The following is a 16605-nucleotide window of genomic DNA, read 5'->3' on the forward strand; positions in this document are numbered from 1 at the left end:
TCCAGCGGCTTCCTGCCGGGCACGGACCCTTTGGTCCAGTACGACCTCGGCACGGGCCTGCAGGCCCGCCAACGCGTTCTTCACTGATTCGGCACCGGCGATGACATCAACCAGCGCCGGCTCCCCCAGGCCCCTGACGTCCAGCACCGGCAACACGGACAGGACCGTGTCCAACAGCCCCTGGACATCGAGGCCGTCCACATCCAGTGCACCCGCCCCGGCACCCGTCCCGTCAGGCTCCGCGGCAGGAACGGACACCGGCTCCATGGGGGCCGGATCCTGAACCACAGAAGACTCGAACATGTATTCGATTCTACCGGGCCGACCTCGCTCACATCCCCGAAAAACCACCCTGTGAGGGGCCCGTGCCCTCTCGGAATCGAGGCCCGGAAACTACGTACGGTGCAGGATGTTCTCCTGCAGGACGTCGTAACCCAGCCGGATGATGAGCACCCCGACCACGACGAGGAAAACGACACGGATGAACTTGCTGCCCTTGCTGACGGCCATCCTCGCCCCCAGGTAGCCGCCAATCATGTTGGCAAGTCCCAGCAGCAACCCCAGTCCCCACAGGAGGTGGCCCGTGGGCAGGAAGAAGGCCAGCGCTCCGAGGTTGGTGGCCATGTTCACGATCTTGGCCTTGGCGCTGGAGGCCAGGAAGTTGTAGCCGAGGAAGATGACCATGGCGATGATCAGAAACGATCCGGTCCCCGGACCGATCAGGCCGTCGTAGAACCCGATCACCAGGCCGATCACGGCGGCCACGGCGTAGTGTCGTCGACCGGAGTGCCGCAGGGCGGTCAATTCGCCCACTGTCGGTTTCACCGCGGTGAAGAGGGCAACGGCCACCAGGGCCGCGACGATGATGGGTTTGAAGACCGATGAGGGCAGCAGTGTCGCGACGATGGCCCCGCCGAAACTGCCGATCAGCGCGATGCCGGCCATGGGCAGGGCAGTCTTCAGGTCGGGATGGGCCCTGCGGTAATAGGTGACGGCACTCGTCGTCGTCCCGAAGATGGAGCCGAGTTTGTTGGTGGCCAGTGCCTGGACGGGCGTGATCCCGGGAACCAGCAGCAGCGCCGGCAACTGCAGCAGCCCTCCCCCGCCGACGACTGCGTCAATCCAGCCGGCAGCCAGACCGGCAACGATCACCAACAGCACGGTTCCGGCCTGGATGTCCTCCAGTCCGGAACCGTGCAACAGTGAAGCCCAGTCCATCAGGTGCCGGTGCTAGCCGCGCACTGCGCGGATGAGGTAGTCGACCACGTTGGCCACCGGAACGTTCTCGGCGGCGCCGCTGGCGCGGTCCTTGACCTCGATCAGGCCCTCGGCCAGCCCGCGACCGACGACGGCGATGGTGGGAACGCCCACCAGTTCGGCGTCGCCGAACTTCACGCCAGCGGAGACCTTCGGCCGGTCGTCGAAGATGACCTCGATGCCCTCGGCATCCAAGGCGGCGGCAATCCGCTCCGCCTCCTCGAAGAGCTCGGCTCCCTTGCCGGTCACCATCAGGTGCACGTCGGCCGGCGCGACGTTCCGCGGCCACATCAGGCCACGGTCATCGTGGTTGGACTCGGCCAGGGCGGCGACAGCGCGGGTGACCCCGATGCCGTAGGAACCCATGGTCACCGTGACGAGCTTGCCGTTCTGGTCCAGGACCTTCAGTTCCAGGGCCTCGGCGTACTTGCGGCCCAGTTGGAAGATGTGGCCCATCTCGATGCCTCGTGCCGTCTCCAACGGACCGGATCCATCGGGTGCGGGATCGCCTTCGCGGACCTCCACGCATTCGATGGTGCCGTCCCAGGTGAAGTCGCGTCCGGCGACCAGTCCGAAGACGTGCCGCCCTGCCTCGTTGGCCCCGGTGATCCAGGACGTGCCGGTGACCACACGCGGGTCCACCAGGTACAGGAGGCCGGTGGAGCCCTCGGTGCCGAGGACCGCGTTCTCCAGGCCGTTGCCCGGGCCGATGTAGCCCTTGACGAGTCCCGGGTGCTTGGCAATGTCCTCCGCGGTGGCTGCTTCGATTTCCACTTCGCCGCCGGTCTCGAGGTGTCCGGCGATGTTGGCCTCGACGCGCTTGAGGTCCACTGCACGGTCACCGGGCAGGCCGATGACCACCACGCGGCGTTCGCCGGTGGGCAGCTTGGCCGCCAGCACCACGTTCTTCAGCGTATCGAGCGCGGTCCAGGCACCGTCGGCCTTCGGGGCGACGCGGTTGGCCACCTCGACGAGGGAGTCGATGGTGGGGGTGTCGGGGGTGTCCTTGACCTCCAAGGCGGGCAGCGCCGAGTAGTCGATGTCCGCGGGGACGACCGTCGTGACGGCCTCGACGTTGGCGGCATACCCGCCGGCCGAGCGCACGAACGTGTCCTCGCCGACGGCCGTCGGGTGCAGGAACTCCTCGGACTTGGAACCGCCCATGGCCCCTGCAGTGGCCTTCACGGGCAGGATCTCCAGGCCCAGCCGGGCGAAGATCTTCAGGTAGGCCTCGCGGTGCTTGGCGTAGGCGGTGTCCAGGCCGGCGTCGTCGATGTCGAAGGAGTAGGAGTCCTTCATGATGAATTCGCGTCCGCGCAGCAGGCCGGCGCGGGGGCGTGCCTCGTCGCGGTACTTGTTCTGGATCTGGTAGAGGTACGCCGGCAGGTCCTTGTACGAGTTGTATAGGTCCTTCACCAGGAGGGTGAACATCTCCTCGTGGGTCGGCGCCAGCAGGTAGTCGGCGTCCTTGCGGTCCTTGAGGCGGAACAGGCCCTCGCCGTATTCGGTCCACCGGCCGGTGGTCTCGTAGGGTTCGCGCGGCAGCAGTGCCGGGAAGTGCACTTCCTGGCCGCCGATGGCGTTCATCTCCTCGCGGACGATTGCCTCGACCTTGGCCAGGACGCGCAGGCCCAGCGGCAGCCAGGTGTAGATGCCCGGGGCGGCACGGCGGATGTAGCCGGCCCGCACCAGCAGCTTGTGGCTGGCGACCTCGGCGTCAACCGGGTCTTCGCGCAGGGTGCGCAGGAACATGGTGGAAAGTCGCAGGACCACGCTTGCTGTCCGTTTCCGCGGGCTTCGCCGCTGGTCGTGGGGATGATGTCCGTGACGGGACGGTTCCAATTTACCCGTTGCCCGGCGTTGCGGAGAACCCGGCGGCGTCGTCAGCGGCTGCGCAGGGCGGTGAGCGCCTCGTCCAGGGTGGCCCGGACGTCGTCGGGCATGATCTCCGCCTCCGTGTCGTCGCGGGTCGTGACCGAGACGACGACGGCCCCGTCGTTGCCGGACATCGTGTAGCTGGCCACGTTCTGCCCTCCGGCCTGCACCTGCATCCAGTAGCCGGCGGTGCTCTCGGCGTCACTGGCGGCGTGCCGTGACTTCAGCGTCGCCGTCCCCTCGGTGCCGCCGAGCTGGAGGGTGAAGGTCCCGCAGCTGCGCAACAGGGCGGTGGTCCGGGAGACGGCGTCCGCCGCGTCACGGGGCCCCGGATAGGACGCCAGGCTGATGTAGGTTTCGTTCTCCACCGAGCCGCCGGGGATCGTCACCGAGGCGATGGTGGCGCCGGTGGGCACCGTGGCGTTCTGGTCGTCCATGAAGGGTGCGCACTTCGCCGGGGTGATGTCCATGCCGTCGAGCAGCTGCTGGCCCGAGGCGGCCAGTCCCTGGATCTCCTCGTCGCCGCGCACCCGCGATCCCGGGTGCCCATCGGCGATTTCCTGCGCCGCGGCGGTGAGTTCTTCGGCAGTGAAGGTGGGAAGCGGACCGGTCAGGGGCGGTGCCGACGCGCTGGTCGACGCGGCGGGGCCACCACCAGTGGACGACGCCGGTGCCCCGGTGCTCGCGGACGGTGTGCTGCTGCCGGGCTGGCTGGGGCCGGGGCCCTGGGTACCGGTGCAGGCGGCCAGGGCCAGCGGGACCACCAGCAGGGCGAGGGCGCGGGTGGCACGTCGGGTGCGACGCAGCGTGGAATGCCGTGTGGGGTGGCGGTGCGCCCTTGGGCTGCCCATGGTTCCCCCGTCGTGCCGGTCGGTTCCGGTGCCGTCGGCACCGGTGTGTTCTTCCTCCAGCGTAGCGAATCCCTCCCGGCGGCGTGTGGATCCCGCAGCGGGGGTTTCGGAGATCAGAACAGGACGGTGGCGAATTCGCCGACCTGTTCGAACCCGACGCGGCGGTAGGTGGCCAGCGCGGCGGCGTTGTAGTCGTTGACGTACAGGCTCGTCACCGGTGCCAACGCCAGGGCGGATCCGGCGACGGCGGCCATGGCCGGTGCCGCGAGGCCTTCCCCGCGATGTGCGGGGGCCACCCACACGCCTTGGATCTGGGTGGCGTGGCGCGAAACGGTCCCCAGCTCCGCCTTGAAGCGGATGGAGCCATCTGCCGCGGTGTCCACGAAGGAGTGCCCCTGGTGGATCAGGGTCCGCACCCGCGAACGGTAGAAGGACCCGCCGGCATCGAGCGGGGAGTAGCCCAGCTCCTCCTGGAACATGGCGGCGCAGGCCGGCAGGACGGCGTCGTAATCCCGGGAGGTGGATCGCCTGACCCGGGTGGAGGGCAGGATGGCCGGCTGCTGGTCCAGGACCATCAGCGGTTGCCGGGCCCGGACGTCGAACGCGTGCTGCCGGCTTTCGGGGCGCAACGAGTCCCACAGGGGCAGCACTGCGCGGGAGGGGCCGAACAGGGAGGAGAAGTTGCGGTGCAGCGCCAGGACGGCGGTGGCGTAGGGCACTGCGTCCGCGGGGCCGGCCTGCACCGGGACCAGGTTGGCGCCGACCCAGAGCGCGCTGGCCAGCTCCCCGGCGTCGAACCGTCCCAGCACCAGCGATCCACCGGCGGTGGGGGCCGCGGTGCCGGTGGCCGCGAGTTGGGCGTCCATGAAGATGTTGGCCACCGGGTCGCGGGCGATGAGCCCGCGCAGGGCGGGGGTGTCCTCCGCTGCCAGGACCCGGATGGTGTCACCGAGTTGCTCGCCACCGGTGTACCGGGCCTTGGGGGCCGGGAACCAGGGGACGGCGCGGGAGAGGATCCTGGACATCGCCTTCCCCTTTCCCGGCGCGCCACGGTGGCGTCCTGGGGCCAAGTCTCGCAGAATCCGTGGCGGTGCGAAACCGCATGACGCCCACCCGGTGGACGCGGGTGGGCGGACGGGTCAGGACACCGAAACGGTGGGGGCTGCCGCGGTGCCGTCCTCGGGGGCCTCCATGGATTCGGCGATGCGCATGGCCTCCTCGATGAGCGTCTCGACGATCTGGTCCTCGGGCACCGTCTTGATGACCTCGCCCTTGACGAAGATCTGGCCCTTGCCGTTGCCGGAGGCGACGCCGAGGTCGGCCTCGCGGGCCTCGCCGGGACCGTTGACGACGCAGCCCATGACTGCAACGCGCAGCGGGACCTCCAGGCCCTCCAGCCCTGCGGTGACCTGGTCGGCCAGCGTGTACACGTCGACCTGGGCGCGGCCACAAGACGGGCAGGAGACGATCTCCAGCTTGCGCGGGCGCAGGTTCAGCGACTGCAGGATCTGGTTGCCGACCTTGATCTCCTCGACCGGCGGGGCGGAGAGGGAGACGCGGATGGTGTCGCCGATGCCCTGGGAGAGCAGCGCGCCGAAGGCGGTGGCCGACTTGATGGTGCCCTGGAAGGCGGGTCCGGCCTCGGTGACGCCCAGGTGCAGCGGCCAGTCGCCGCGTTCGGCGAGCAGCTGGTAGGCGGCGACCATGACCACCGGGTCGTTGTGCTTGACGGAGATCTTGAAGTCGTGGAAGTCGTGCTCCTCGAACAGGGAGGCCTCCCAGACCGCTGATTCGACGAGGGCCTCGGGGGTGGCCTTGCCGTACTTCTTCATCAGGTCCGGGTGCAGCGAGCCGGCATTGACGCCGATGCGCAGTGACGTGCCGTGGTCCTTCGCCGCCTGGGCGATCTCCTTGACCTGGTCATCGAACTTGCGGATGTTCCCGGGGTTCACGCGGACCGCTGCGCATCCTGCCTCGATGGCGGCGAAGACGTACTTCGGCTGGAAGTGGATGTCGGCGATGACGGGGATCTGCGACTTCTTCGCGATGATCGGCAGCGCCTCGGCGTCGTCGGCCGATGGGCAGGCCACGCGCACGATGTCGCAGCCGGAGGCGGTGAGCTCGGCGATCTGCTGCAAGGTGGCGTTGATGTCGGTGGTCGGCGTGGTGGTCATCGACTGCACGCTGATCGGGGATTCGGAGCCGACGCCCACCGAACCGACCTTGATTTGGCGGGTTTTCCGCCGCGGGGCCAACACCGGTGGCGGGGCGGCTGGCATTCCAAGGCTGACCGAGGTCAAATTATCCTCCGGGGATTCAGGGGTGGTTCTTCAGACCCCATTATCCCCCCGATACGGGGTTTGCGGGGGCCCGATCGGGTTCAGGCGTGGTGAGAGAGCTCACCGGTGACAGGGCTCCACGCGGTCAGGCGGACCGCCGAAACCAGTCCGTTGGCGTTGAACGGGTCCTCGGCGAGCTTCTCCGCCAGTGCCTGTTCGGAGACCGCCTTGATGAGCAGCAGTGCCCCGGAGCCGTCGACGTAGGGGCCCGAGGCGACCAGGGAGTAGTCGCCGGACAGGCCGCCCAAAAAGGCGCGGTGGCCGGGGCGGTGCTCGTCGCGGGCTGATTCCGAATCGGCGGCGTATACGTATTCCACGGCAATGATCGTCATGGCCCCAGTGTACGTTCCGCCACGGCGTTCCCGGGACGGGCTACTGGTAGGAGACGAACCAGGGTTTCGGGTCCAGGGCGTAGGTCTGCTGCGGGGTGAAGGTCGGTGAATCCTCGTCGATGAAGTTCTTCCACGCCATGCGGATGCCTTTCGGCAGGTCCCGGCGCAGGTTGTTCCAGGTGGCGAGCTTCTGGCCCGGGGTCCCGTTGCCGTCGGCGTGCAGGACCAGGGCGAGTTCCGGATGCGAGGTGTCCAGGTCCTCCCGGTGGCTGATCATCCGGCGTTGGAACTGGTGCAGGATGACCACCTTCTGCGGCAGACGGTTCTTCCGGGTCAGCTCCGCCAGCCAGTCGTTGGTCCTGTTGATCTCGGAGGCGTCGACCGAGCCGATCTGTGCCATGTGCTTCTGGCCCGGTTTGAGGCGCCATTCCGGGTCGAAGGCGAGGCCGACATTCGGGTACTCGAGCAGTTGCCGATAGTGCCTGGCCTGGGTCAGGAAGTCGTTGCGTCCCGGTTGCAGGTCCAGCACCACGTAGACGCCTGCCTTCCGGGCCGCCTTCACCCACGTCTCGATCTTCTTCACCGGAACGTAGGTCGAGTAGGTGCCGTCCTGGCCGGCGGAGGCCGATGCGACGGTGGCGATGATCTCGAAGGCCGGCTGGACCTTTTCCTTGCTGTAGGGCTGATAGGCGGCCGCCTGTTTCCTGGCCCGCCGGATGGCCGCGTCGACCCCCTGCTCCCCCAGCAGGCCCAGCGATGCGGTTCCCGGTGTCCCGTACAACGCGACCATGCGCCGGTCGGGGAAGACGATCTGCCCGCCGCCGGGCAGTTCCGGGCCGGTCGCGGCGGTGGCGGCCAGGGCGGCGAACTCGCGGGCGGGCCCGAACCCCTGGCCGATGGGATAGAGCGCCGCGTCGGCGTGTTTGCGGAAGAAGCCGCGGTTGGCGTCCGTGCGGGGATCGGCGGAGGCCATCGTGTGGGTGGCGGCCCCGGCGGCCCGGGCGGTGGCCAGGCCCGCACGGGTTCCGGCGTCGGCGCTGCCCTTCACGGTGACCGCGGCACGCGCAGTGCCCGGGGCTGCGGCTTGCACGTCGGGGATCGCGGCCTGCGGATCGGCGCCGTCGATGACCTTCACGCCGGCGCCGAACGATGGCCCGGCGGCCTGGTCCGACGCGGCGGCGGAGGCCGCAGAATCCGTGGGGGCAGCATCTGTGTGGTCAGAATCCGTGGCGGCACCGTAGCGGATGACGGTGGTGGCGCCGAGCCGGGTGAGTTCCGCGTCGAGGGCCCGGGCCTGTTTTTCTGATCCGGGTGCCAGCAGCAGCGGGACGCCGAGTTGTTGGGCCCGTTCGGCCGCTGCGTGCGCGGCGCCACTGTCTGCGCCACCCTCTGCGTCATCGAGGACGACGACGGCGGGAGCGTGGGCGAACAGGGCACGGCTGGTGGCGAGGGCGAGGTCCGGGCCGGTGCCGGTGATGGGGTGGATGCCGGTGGTGGCCGCGGTCAGCCGCACCTGCGCGGGATCGGCGGAGGAGGCCGGGGCCGCCGTCGTGCCCGGGGCCGACGGGTCGGCCGGTCCGGATGCGGTGCAGCCGGACAGGACCAGGGCGATCGCGAGGCCGGCCGCTGCGGTCGCGGCCACCCGGCGTGGGGCGGGGGCGTCAACCAAAGATGTTCACCGGTTTGACGATGTCGGCGTAGATCAGCAGGGCGCCCATGCCCAGCATCAGCACCGCCACCACGTAGGTCAGCGGCATGAGCTTGGCGATGTCCACGGGGCCCGGATCGCGCCGTTTGAAGATCTTGGCGACGGTGCGCCGCAGTCCTTCCCACAGCGCGCCGATGACGTGTCCGCCGTCGAGCGGCAGCAGCGGGATGAGGTTGAAGACGAACAGGGCGATGTTCAGGCTGCCGACCAGGCCGATCAGGGTGGCGACCTTGTCCTTGACCGGGATCTGGTCCATGGCGCTGACCTCGCCGGCGATGCGGCCGACGCCGACCACCGACATGGGCCCGTTGGGGTCGCGCGGTGCGCTGGAGAACGCCGCCTTGCCGACGGCGACCAGGCGGGCGGGCAGGTCGATGACGATGCCTGCGACGGCCCGCACGTTTTCGCCGACGGCGCCGGGGACCTCGGTCAGCGGGACGGTCATCTGCTTGGCCTGGGACCCCATGCCGACGAAGCCGACGTTGACCAGTTCGGTGTTGCCGTCCGCGTCGGTCTTGGCGCGGCCGTTGATGTCCAGTGCCGGGCGCTGGGTCAGCATCGGGGTGATGGTGGTGGTGTGTTCGGCGCCGTCGCGCAGGTAGGTCATCGTCGAGGACGTCCCGGCGGAGGCGCGGATCAGCGTGGTCAGTTCGTCCCACTGGTATTCGCGCACGTCGTGGCCGTTGAAGGAGGTGATCCGGTCCCCTGGGCGCAGACCGGCGGCGTAGGCCGGGGCCTTCGGGTCACCGGGCTGGCAGTTGGTGGCCGCGTCGTCGCCGCCGCGGGCCTTCTGGTCCGCCTGGCTGACCACGCACTGGTACACCTCGGTGACGTTGGTGGTGGATTGGACGGTCCCGAACCCGGAGAGCAGCACGGCGAAGAGCACGAACGCGATGACCAGGTTCATGAAGGGCCCGCCCAGCATGATGATGACGCGTTTGTACACGGGCAGCTTGTAGAACATGCGGTTTTCGTCGCCGGGTTGGAGCTGTTCGGCGGCTGCCTTGCGGGCCTCGTCGGCCATCTGGGTGAACATGCCGGTGCTGGAGGCCTTGACCTTGCCGTCCACGTCGGTCGCTGCGGAGGGCGGGTACATCCCGATCATCGAGATGTAGCCACCGAGCGGGATGGCCTTGAAACCGTATTCGGTTTCGCCGCGGCGGCGCGAGAACAGGGTCTTGCCGAAGCCGATCATGTACTGCGGCACGCGCACGCCGAACGCCTTGGCCGGGACCAGGTGTCCGACCTCGTGCAGGGCAATGGACACGGCGACGCCGATCGCGAGGATCAGCACGCCGGCGATGAAGAGGAGAACGCTCACAACTGACCCCAACGATCCTGGGCCGTTTTTCGTGCCCACGTTTCTGCTGCCAACACGGCGTCCACGGTGAGCCCGCCCCCGGTGGTGGCACCGGCGTCGTACGCGTCCACCACCGCCTCGACGGTGTCGACGATGTCGGGGAAGCGGATCGCTCCGGCGTGGAAGGCGTGCACTGCCTCCTCGTTGGCCGCGTTGTAGACGGCCATGTGGGTGGAGGAGGCGCGGGCCGCCGCCTTGGCCAGGCGGATCGCCGGGAAGGCGTCCTCGTCCAGCGGCTCGAACGTCCACTCGGAGGCGCGGGCGAAGTCGCAGCCGGCCGCTGCACCGGGCACCCGGGCGGGCCAGCCCAGGCCCAGGGCGATCGGCAGGCGCATGTCCGGCGGGGAGGCCTGGGCGATGGTGGACCCGTCGATGAACTCGACCATGGAATGCACCATCGACTGCGGGTGCACCACGGCCTCGACCCGATCCAACGGCACATCGAAGAGCAGGTGGGCCTCGATGACCTCCAGCGCCTTGTTGACCATGGTCGCAGAGTTGGTGGTGACGACCTTCCCCATGTCCCAGGTGGGGTGGGCCAGCGCCTGGGCGGGGGTGACGTCCGCCAGCTGCGCGCGGGTCATGCCGCGGAACGGGCCGCCGGAGGCGGTGACGATGAGCCGGGCGACCTCCTCCGGGGTTCCGGCGCGCAGGGCCTGGGCGATCGCCGAATGCTCGGAGTCCACCGGCACCAGTTGTCCGGGGGCCGCTGCCTCCTTGACCAGGGCCCCACCGACGATGAGCGATTCCTTGTTCGCCAGCGCCAGCAGGTGTCCGGCCTTCAGCGCCGCGAGGGTCGGCGCCAGGCCGATGGACCCGGTGATGCCATTGAGCACGACGTCGGCACCCGGGTAGGCGGCAACGCGGGCTGCCGCCGTGGGGCCGGTGAGCAGCTCGGGGCGGTAGCCGCTGTGTCCTGCCAGCTCGGCGTGGTCGTGGATGCGCCGGCGCAGTTCGTCCACGTCCCCGTCGGCGAGCGCGACGACCTCGGCGCGGGTGTGGACCGCCTGGCGGGCGAGCAGTTCGAGGTTGGAGCCGCCGGCGAGCGCGACGATGCTGAAGCGTTCGGGGGCGGCGTCGGCGACCTCGATGGCCTGTGTGCCGATGGAGCCTGTCGATCCGAGCAGGGCGATGCGCCGGGGATCGTGCAGGGGAAGTGTGCTGTGCTGCGGCTCGCGGAACTCCATGGATCCAGTATCGCGCACCGGCGGACCCGTAGCGCACCTGCGGGGGTGCTAGTGGATACCGCCTGGCGGGCCGTCGCCGTCGTCGAGGTCGCTCCAGTCGGCGTCCAGCGCGCCCGCTCCCCCGGTGTCGTCCGGGGCCCCGAAGGGGTGCTGGAGCTTCCAGATGATGTCGCGGGTGACCGCGGGGCGGACCGGAAAGGTGTCGACGTGGAAGATGGTCGAATCCGCCAGGGAGAGCCTGCCGCCCTCGACGCCGTCCTCCCCCGCCAGGGACAGCTTCTCCGGGTCGGCAGCCCCGTAGTGCACGGCCAGAGGCGAGCCCAGTTCCCCGGCGAGCTGTCCGGCGATCAGGATTCCCTCCGCGCGGTGTCGCTGGGCCATCGGGTGGTTCGAGGCCTCGTTGATGTCGTTCGCGTAGTACTCCGCCTCCCAGGCGCGCATCCGCGCTTCCAGGTCCGGGGGCAGCTGCATCTCCGCGTAGTCCAGCGGCTCCCACGTCCAGACCGGGCTCTCCCCGTAGTCGGCGAAGAGACGGACATAGGGCACGCCCTCGAGCGTGCTGTAGGTGGTGTCCAGTTCCTCGTCCATCGGGCCAGTCTGGCAGAAATGTCGTTTCGCCGAGGTCAGGCCCGGCGCCGCAGTCAGTGACCGTAGACGATGTGGTGGTTGCCGACCTCCACGCGACGACCAGGACGGCCTGGGAGGGCTTTGGCAGCCGGAGGCCGTGCTGGAGTCATGCCCAGCCCAGGCCGGCCTCTACCTGCATCCAGGGGATATTGGAGCCGTCTTCGGCCATGGCCTCGTCAAAAGCGGCGGCATCCTCGGATTCCTCCAACGCCGCAAGCATTCGCTCGTACTGCGAGGGACTGATGACGACAGCGGCGCTCTGGCCGCGTCATTCGATGAAGACTGCTTCCGTCTCGGAACGGGCGATGACGTCAGAGAAGTGCTTTCGTGCGTCTGCGACACTCATGTTCAACATGATCCGAATGTACATTCCAGTTTCTTCGACGTACATGTGTAGAGGTTTCTGGCGGGAACCCCTCCTGGCGGGGCGACGCCCAGAGCTGAGCGGGACCTGAATTGCTGCACATGGCATCCCCCGAATAGTTGACCCCGCAGCAGTAATTGTCGCATCTGGCATTCGCAAGGGGAGACTCTTACAACACTTTGCGATGGCGCTAGATCACAATTGACCCGACTGCTGCGGAGGTGCTTCAGCGATGCACACTCTGCAAGGCGCCTCCGGGTCCCCGTGCTCAATTTCATACCGACATTCACTGCACACCGAGGGCTTTCCGTCCTCGGGCAGATGTTCGCGCCAATCGTGGCCACAGATTGGGCAATCTCCACGCCAGGGATTTTTCTTCGTAAACGGCCACATAAGTCCCATTCTTCCTGATGCTCGATTCATAGATTTCGAGAGAGTAACCCTCTATGACGCCGCAGGATCGCCGTCGGAATGTAGTTGTTCGCCACTATTGCCCTTGACTCGATTCATCAACCGGCTAAACCGACCGGTCGGATTTGGAGCAAAGACTGGCCATCGGTGGGCATCCATCAATTGCTGGACGGAATCCATAGCCGCGTCGTAGTCCGCGCTTCGAAACTCCAGTTTTCCGGGAAAGTAGACGAGTGGGTCTTCCTCGATGATCTCTGGATCCAAGACCTCATCGTCTGACGGCGGGTCTTCAGAATCGTCTCCTGCCCAGTGCGGTCCGCGCCAGATCACCCGGTCGTGGTCCCGCTCAAGCCAAACGGCAAAGGAACCGCAATCAATGTCCGCGTCGACCGAACAGACTGTGAGTTCAAGCTCGCCCTTCGACAATTCTGCGTTGGACCTCAGCCCGGGATCTCAGTAGCCGGCCAGCCACTCCCTGACGCGGGACTTGGGCAATCGGCGTGCGAAGGGCGACATGCCAACCAGTCGTTGACGCTGAACAAGATGCGGAACAGGTGCACCGTCTACAACGAGCTCAACGGCTTCGTATCCATCGTTCCAACAAGCGGTGATAGATGAGAATTCACGTGCCCGAGCGTCAGCCATGCTTCAATTATTCCACCGAAAGAGGACCCGGATTCCTGTGGCTTATAGGTTCCACAGGTCGGTTGATCCCGGAGACAGGCTAGACGCGAATCACGCCCAACCGCGTTTGACACGTTTCTGACACCCACGAATTCCCATACGTCCCGCCCGCAAAAATGCCCGGCGAAGGTTGCCCAAACGCCACACACCAAAAACGGCCTCGGGACTCCACCATTGCGTGGCCGGACTCGACCTTCGCAACCGACGTGAGTTCGCACAGGCACCAGTTTCAAGGGACCGAACATCGGCGGCACGAGGCAACCTTGTGCATCGCTCCCGCCCAACGTCAGAGCGCAATGCCCCGCCACCCCGAATCCTTCGACTCGGGTGGCGGGCCATTGATGCTGGATGCAACTGCTTAGCGCTTCCGAGGGGGCGCCTTTGCGGTATCCGACCCGGCGACGTCCTGCGCTGATCGTGCGGAGACGCTGTCGATGCTGGCCAGGTCGTCGTTCGTGACGGTGACCCGTTCTTCCTCGGGCAGCGTCACGGCAGCCGCAACCCGTGGGTTGATACGGCGAAGGATCGCGGTGACGACCGGCCACAGCAGAACCAGCGCAATGATCACGTACACGACCACGGCGACAGGTTCGTTCACCAGTCCGATCGGGTCACCCGAGCTGAGCTGGAAGGCCTGGCGCATCTTTCCTTCGATGCGTGGACCCAGGATGACGCCGAGAATGAGCGGCAACACTGGGATGCCGAAGCGCCGCATGGCGAATCCGAGAAGGCCCAGAACCAGCAGCAGGATCAGGTCGAACGTCTGGCTGTTTACGGCAAACGTACCCAAGGTGGCGAAGAACAGGATCCCCGCGTAAAGGTACGGACGCGGCAACTGGAGCAACTTCGCCCACAGGGGGGCCAACGGCAGGTTGATGATCAGCAGGAGCGTGTTGCCGATGAACAGGCTGGCGATCATCGCCCAGACCAGTTGCGGTTCGTTTTCGAAGAGCAGTGGTCCCGGATCGATGCCGAACTGCATCAGGGCTGCCAGCATGACAGCTGCGGTCGCGTTGGTGGGCAAACCCAGCGCCAGCATGGGCGTCAACGTTCCAGCGGCGGAGGCGTTGTTGGCCGCCTCGGGTCCGGCCACGCCCTCGATGGCGCCGTGTCCGAATTCCTCAGGGTGCTTGGAGAGCTTCTTCTCGGTGACATAGGACAGAAACGTCGGAATCTCGGCGCCCCCGGCAGGTAGTGCGCCGAACGGGAAACCGAAGGCAGTGCCTCGGAGCCACGGCTTCCACGATCGCTTCCAATCGCTCTTGCCCATCCAGGGCCGTCCGACAGGAATCGTCTGTGTTTTGGTGTGCGAGAGATGGGCCGCGACCCAGAGCGCCTCGCCAAGGGCGAAGATCGCCACGGCCACGACGACGATGTCGATGCCGTCCGAAAGTAGCGGCTGTCCGAAGATGAGCCGGCCCTGGCCGGTCACGATATCCATGCCGATGAGTCCGATGGCCAGACCGAGCCCGAGGGAGGCGAAGCCGCGCAGCTTGGAGGCGCCCAGGACGGCAGTCACCGCGATGAGAGCCAGCAACATGATGGCCAGGTAGCTGGGGGCACCGAGGCTGACGGCGAACTCGACCACGATCGGGGCCAGGGTGACCAACAACGCGGTGCCGATGGTTCCGGCGACGAAGGAACCGATGGCCGCGGTGGCCAGCGCCTGGGCCGCTCGTCCCGCCTTGGCCATCTTGTGGCCCTCGATCGCCGTGATGACGGTCGAGGATTCACCCGGGGTATTAAGCAGGATGGAGGTCGTCGATCCGCCATACATGCCGCCGTAGTAGACACCGGCGAACATGATGAGTGCGCTGGTCGGCCCGAGAGCCGAGGTCACCGGCAACAGCAGCGCGATGGTCATGGCCGGGCCGATGCCGGGCAACACGCCGACGGCGGTACCCAGCAGCACTCCGAGGCACGCATACATGAAGTTCATGGGTGTAGCGGCGGTGGCGAAACCCTGCATGAGCATGTTGAAGGTATCCATCTAGAGCACCCCTTCCAGCACGCCGGCCGGCAAATGGATGCCGAGGCCCAAGTAGAAACCGTAAAAAGTCCCCAGCGCCATCACCAGGGAGATAATGCCGTCGCGGACGTAATGGCGGCTGCCCAACGCCCAGACGCTTCCCCAGAACAGCACGGTCCCGGAGATCACCCATCCCAGGGGATTGATCAGAACGATGTTCAGGATGAAGAAGCCGATGAGCGGCAACACGGTCCGCCAGCCAATGGGTGTGCTCGGGTCGATGTCCTCGCCCTCCTCGGCGGGTGCACTGTCGCCGCGCCAGACCCTGACGGCCAGGAGGATAGCGCAGACCAGCAGCAGCCCACCGACGATGAAGGGGACGACGCGCGGGCCGACGGGATCGGCCTGTGAATACGGGGCGTGCAGGCCGGCAGCGTCGATGATGACGACGGCGCCGACCGCCCCGAGCAGGGCCGCAAAGCCCAGCTCGGAGCGGTTGGCACGCCGGGTGGCGACTTCGCTCACGCCAGCCCCAGCTTCTGCAGGACGTCGGCTACCCGCTGGTCCTGGTCCTTGAGGAAGGACCCGAACTCGTCACCGGTCAGGAAGGCGTCCGTCCAGCGGTTCTTCTTCAGGGCCGCCTTCCATTCATCGCTATCGTGCATCTTGGTGGCTGTGTCAACGAGCTTGGCCTTGTCCTCATCGGAGATGCCCGGAGGGGCCACGAGACCGCGCCAGTTACTGAAGACCAGGTCGATGTCCGATTCCTTCAGGGTCGGCGCGTCCACGCCGTCCAGCCGCTTTTCGCCGCTGGTGGCCAGGACGCGGATGTCTCCGGATTCAATCTGCTTCAGGAATTCGCCGGCACCGGAGGCGGCAACGTCGAGCTTGTTGCCCAGGATGGCCGGGAGCAGGTCGCCGCCGCCGTCGTAGGAGACGAAGTTGACGTCCTTGGGGTCGATCCCGATGGTCTGGGCCAGCTGCATGGGCAGCAAATGGTCCGGACCGCCCGGCGAGGAGCCACCGCCGACACTGATCTTGCCCGGATTCTCCTTCCACGCCTTCACCAGGTCGTCGATGGTCTTGAACGGGGAGTCCTTCGAGACCATGATCGCGCCGGGCTCCTCAATGAGCTTGGCGATGGGAGTGGTCTCGGTCAGCTTGGCCTTTGAATCGTTGGTGTAGCTGGCGCCCACGACGCCGAGCCCCATCAGCATCTCCAGGTCCCCATTGCCCTTTTCGTTGATCATGCGGGCCAGTCCGACGGTTCCGCCGGCGCCGGCCAGGTTGAAGACCTCGGCACCACTGGTGATGTCGGCTTCCTCCATGGCCTGCGCGGCCACGCGGGCGGTGGTGTCGTAGCCGCCGCCGGGGGTGTTCGGGACCATGATGCGCAGGCCGGTCACCGGGCCCGATGCCTCGGAGCCTGCGGCACTGTCGGCAGAGCCGGTGACCCCGCAACCGGAGGCCGCGAGCATGATGCCCGCGGCGAGGGCGGAAAGCTTGAGCGCACTTCTGCGGCGCATGGTGTACCTCTTTCAGTGGGGATGCGAATGGAATCACGCTAGGTCCGGCCGTGACCGGGGTCACTCTTGTGGTCGCAATGGAACTTGTGTTCATTGTGTAAACCGTCACAGTCGC

General features: G+C 67.2%; 15 protein-coding genes. All 15 read right to left on the reverse strand.

Annotated elements, in window-relative coordinates; genetic code table 11:
• Window positions 1–303 (reverse strand): hypothetical protein (locus ACN0TP_RS03135; RefSeq protein ID WP_417216519.1); only part of this gene is annotated, 303 nt, incomplete at its 3' end.
• Between the two features lie 90 nt (window positions 304–393).
• On the reverse strand, window positions 394–1218 hold the full coding sequence (locus ACN0TP_RS03140) for a sulfite exporter TauE/SafE family protein (RefSeq protein WP_417216522.1): 825 nt from the start codon (window positions 1216–1218) through the stop codon (window positions 394–396).
• 12 nt (window positions 1219–1230) lie between these two features.
• Window positions 1231–3030, reverse strand: a complete 1800-nt coding sequence (locus ACN0TP_RS03145; RefSeq protein ID WP_417216525.1) for a proline--tRNA ligase — start codon at window positions 3028–3030, stop codon at window positions 1231–1233.
• A gap of 110 nt (window positions 3031–3140) precedes the next feature.
• Entirely contained in the window at window positions 3141–3983 is an 843-nt protein-coding gene (locus ACN0TP_RS03150; RefSeq protein ID WP_417216527.1) for a hypothetical protein, read from the reverse strand.
• Window positions 3984–4096: 113 nt separating this feature from the next.
• The gene (locus ACN0TP_RS03155; protein WP_417216530.1) at window positions 4097–5008 is read right to left on the reverse strand and encodes a GNAT family N-acetyltransferase; all 912 of its coding nucleotides are present in this window, start codon (window positions 5006–5008) and stop codon (window positions 4097–4099) included.
• A 114-nt stretch (window positions 5009–5122) separates the two neighbouring features.
• Window positions 5123–6283: a flavodoxin-dependent (E)-4-hydroxy-3-methylbut-2-enyl-diphosphate synthase gene (gene ispG, locus ACN0TP_RS03160; protein ID WP_417216533.1), complete on the reverse strand. Its 1161-nt coding sequence runs from the start codon at window positions 6281–6283 to the stop codon at window positions 5123–5125.
• Window positions 6284–6363: 80 nt separating this feature from the next.
• A complete protein-coding gene (locus ACN0TP_RS03165) occupies window positions 6364–6654 on the reverse strand; it encodes a YciI family protein (RefSeq protein ID WP_417216536.1) in 291 nt (96 codons plus the stop codon).
• 40 nt (window positions 6655–6694) lie between these two features.
• The gene (locus ACN0TP_RS03170; protein WP_417216538.1) at window positions 6695–8323 is read right to left on the reverse strand and encodes a hypothetical protein; all 1629 of its coding nucleotides are present in this window, start codon (window positions 8321–8323) and stop codon (window positions 6695–6697) included.
• Window positions 8316–9683: a M50 family metallopeptidase gene (locus ACN0TP_RS03175; RefSeq protein WP_417216541.1), complete on the reverse strand. Its 1368-nt coding sequence runs from the start codon at window positions 9681–9683 to the stop codon at window positions 8316–8318. Before ACN0TP_RS03175 ends, ACN0TP_RS03170 begins: the two co-directional genes overlap by 8 nt.
• Window positions 9680–10909, reverse strand: coding sequence for a 1-deoxy-D-xylulose-5-phosphate reductoisomerase (dxr, locus tag ACN0TP_RS03180; RefSeq protein ID WP_417216544.1), 1230 nt, complete (start codon window positions 10907–10909; stop codon window positions 9680–9682). The genes ACN0TP_RS03175 and dxr overlap by 4 nt, the downstream gene beginning before the upstream one ends.
• 48 nt (window positions 10910–10957) lie before the next feature.
• Window positions 10958–11497: a hypothetical protein gene (locus ACN0TP_RS03185; protein WP_417216547.1), complete on the reverse strand. Its 540-nt coding sequence runs from the start codon at window positions 11495–11497 to the stop codon at window positions 10958–10960.
• An 847-nt stretch (window positions 11498–12344) separates the two neighbouring features.
• Window positions 12345–12737: a hypothetical protein gene (locus ACN0TP_RS03190; RefSeq protein ID WP_417216550.1), complete on the reverse strand. Its 393-nt coding sequence runs from the start codon at window positions 12735–12737 to the stop codon at window positions 12345–12347.
• 616 nt (window positions 12738–13353) lie between these two features.
• Window positions 13354–14985, reverse strand: coding sequence for a tripartite tricarboxylate transporter permease (locus ACN0TP_RS03195; protein WP_417216552.1), 1632 nt, complete (start codon window positions 14983–14985; stop codon window positions 13354–13356).
• A complete protein-coding gene (locus ACN0TP_RS03200; RefSeq protein ID WP_417216555.1) occupies window positions 14986–15489 on the reverse strand; it encodes a tripartite tricarboxylate transporter TctB family protein in 504 nt (167 codons plus the stop codon). It lies immediately after the preceding gene.
• Window positions 15486–16490, reverse strand: coding sequence for a Bug family tripartite tricarboxylate transporter substrate binding protein (locus ACN0TP_RS03205; protein WP_417216558.1), 1005 nt, complete (start codon window positions 16488–16490; stop codon window positions 15486–15488). Before ACN0TP_RS03205 ends, ACN0TP_RS03200 begins: the two co-directional genes overlap by 4 nt.
• Window positions 16491–16605 lie beyond the last annotated feature (115 nt).

The sequence above is a fragment of the Arthrobacter sp. genome, from assembly GCF_048266065.1.
Taxonomy (GTDB): domain Bacteria; phylum Actinomycetota; class Actinomycetes; order Actinomycetales; family Micrococcaceae; genus Arthrobacter_H.

Coding starts and splice junctions, on each gene's coding strand:
- ACN0TP_RS03150 (WP_417216527.1), bottom strand. CDS start 3,983: ATGGGCAGCCCAAGGGCGCACCGCCACCCCACACGGCATTCCACGCTG.
- ACN0TP_RS03155 (WP_417216530.1), bottom strand. CDS start 5,008: ATGTCCAGGATCCTCTCCCGCGCCGTCCCCTGGTTCCCGGCCCCCAAG.
- ACN0TP_RS03140 (WP_417216522.1), bottom strand. CDS start 1,218: ATGGACTGGGCTTCACTGTTGCACGGTTCCGGACTGGAGGACATCCAG.
- ACN0TP_RS03205 (WP_417216558.1), bottom strand. CDS start 16,490: ATGCGCCGCAGAAGTGCGCTCAAGCTTTCCGCCCTCGCCGCGGGCATC.
- ACN0TP_RS03195 (WP_417216552.1), bottom strand. CDS start 14,985: ATGGATACCTTCAACATGCTCATGCAGGGTTTCGCCACCGCCGCTACA.
- ACN0TP_RS03165 (WP_417216536.1), bottom strand. CDS start 6,654: ATGACGATCATTGCCGTGGAATACGTATACGCCGCCGATTCGGAATCA.
- ACN0TP_RS03185 (WP_417216547.1), bottom strand. CDS start 11,497: ATGGACGAGGAACTGGACACCACCTACAGCACGCTCGAGGGCGTGCCC.
- dxr (WP_417216544.1), bottom strand. CDS start 10,909: ATGGAGTTCCGCGAGCCGCAGCACAGCACACTTCCCCTGCACGATCCC.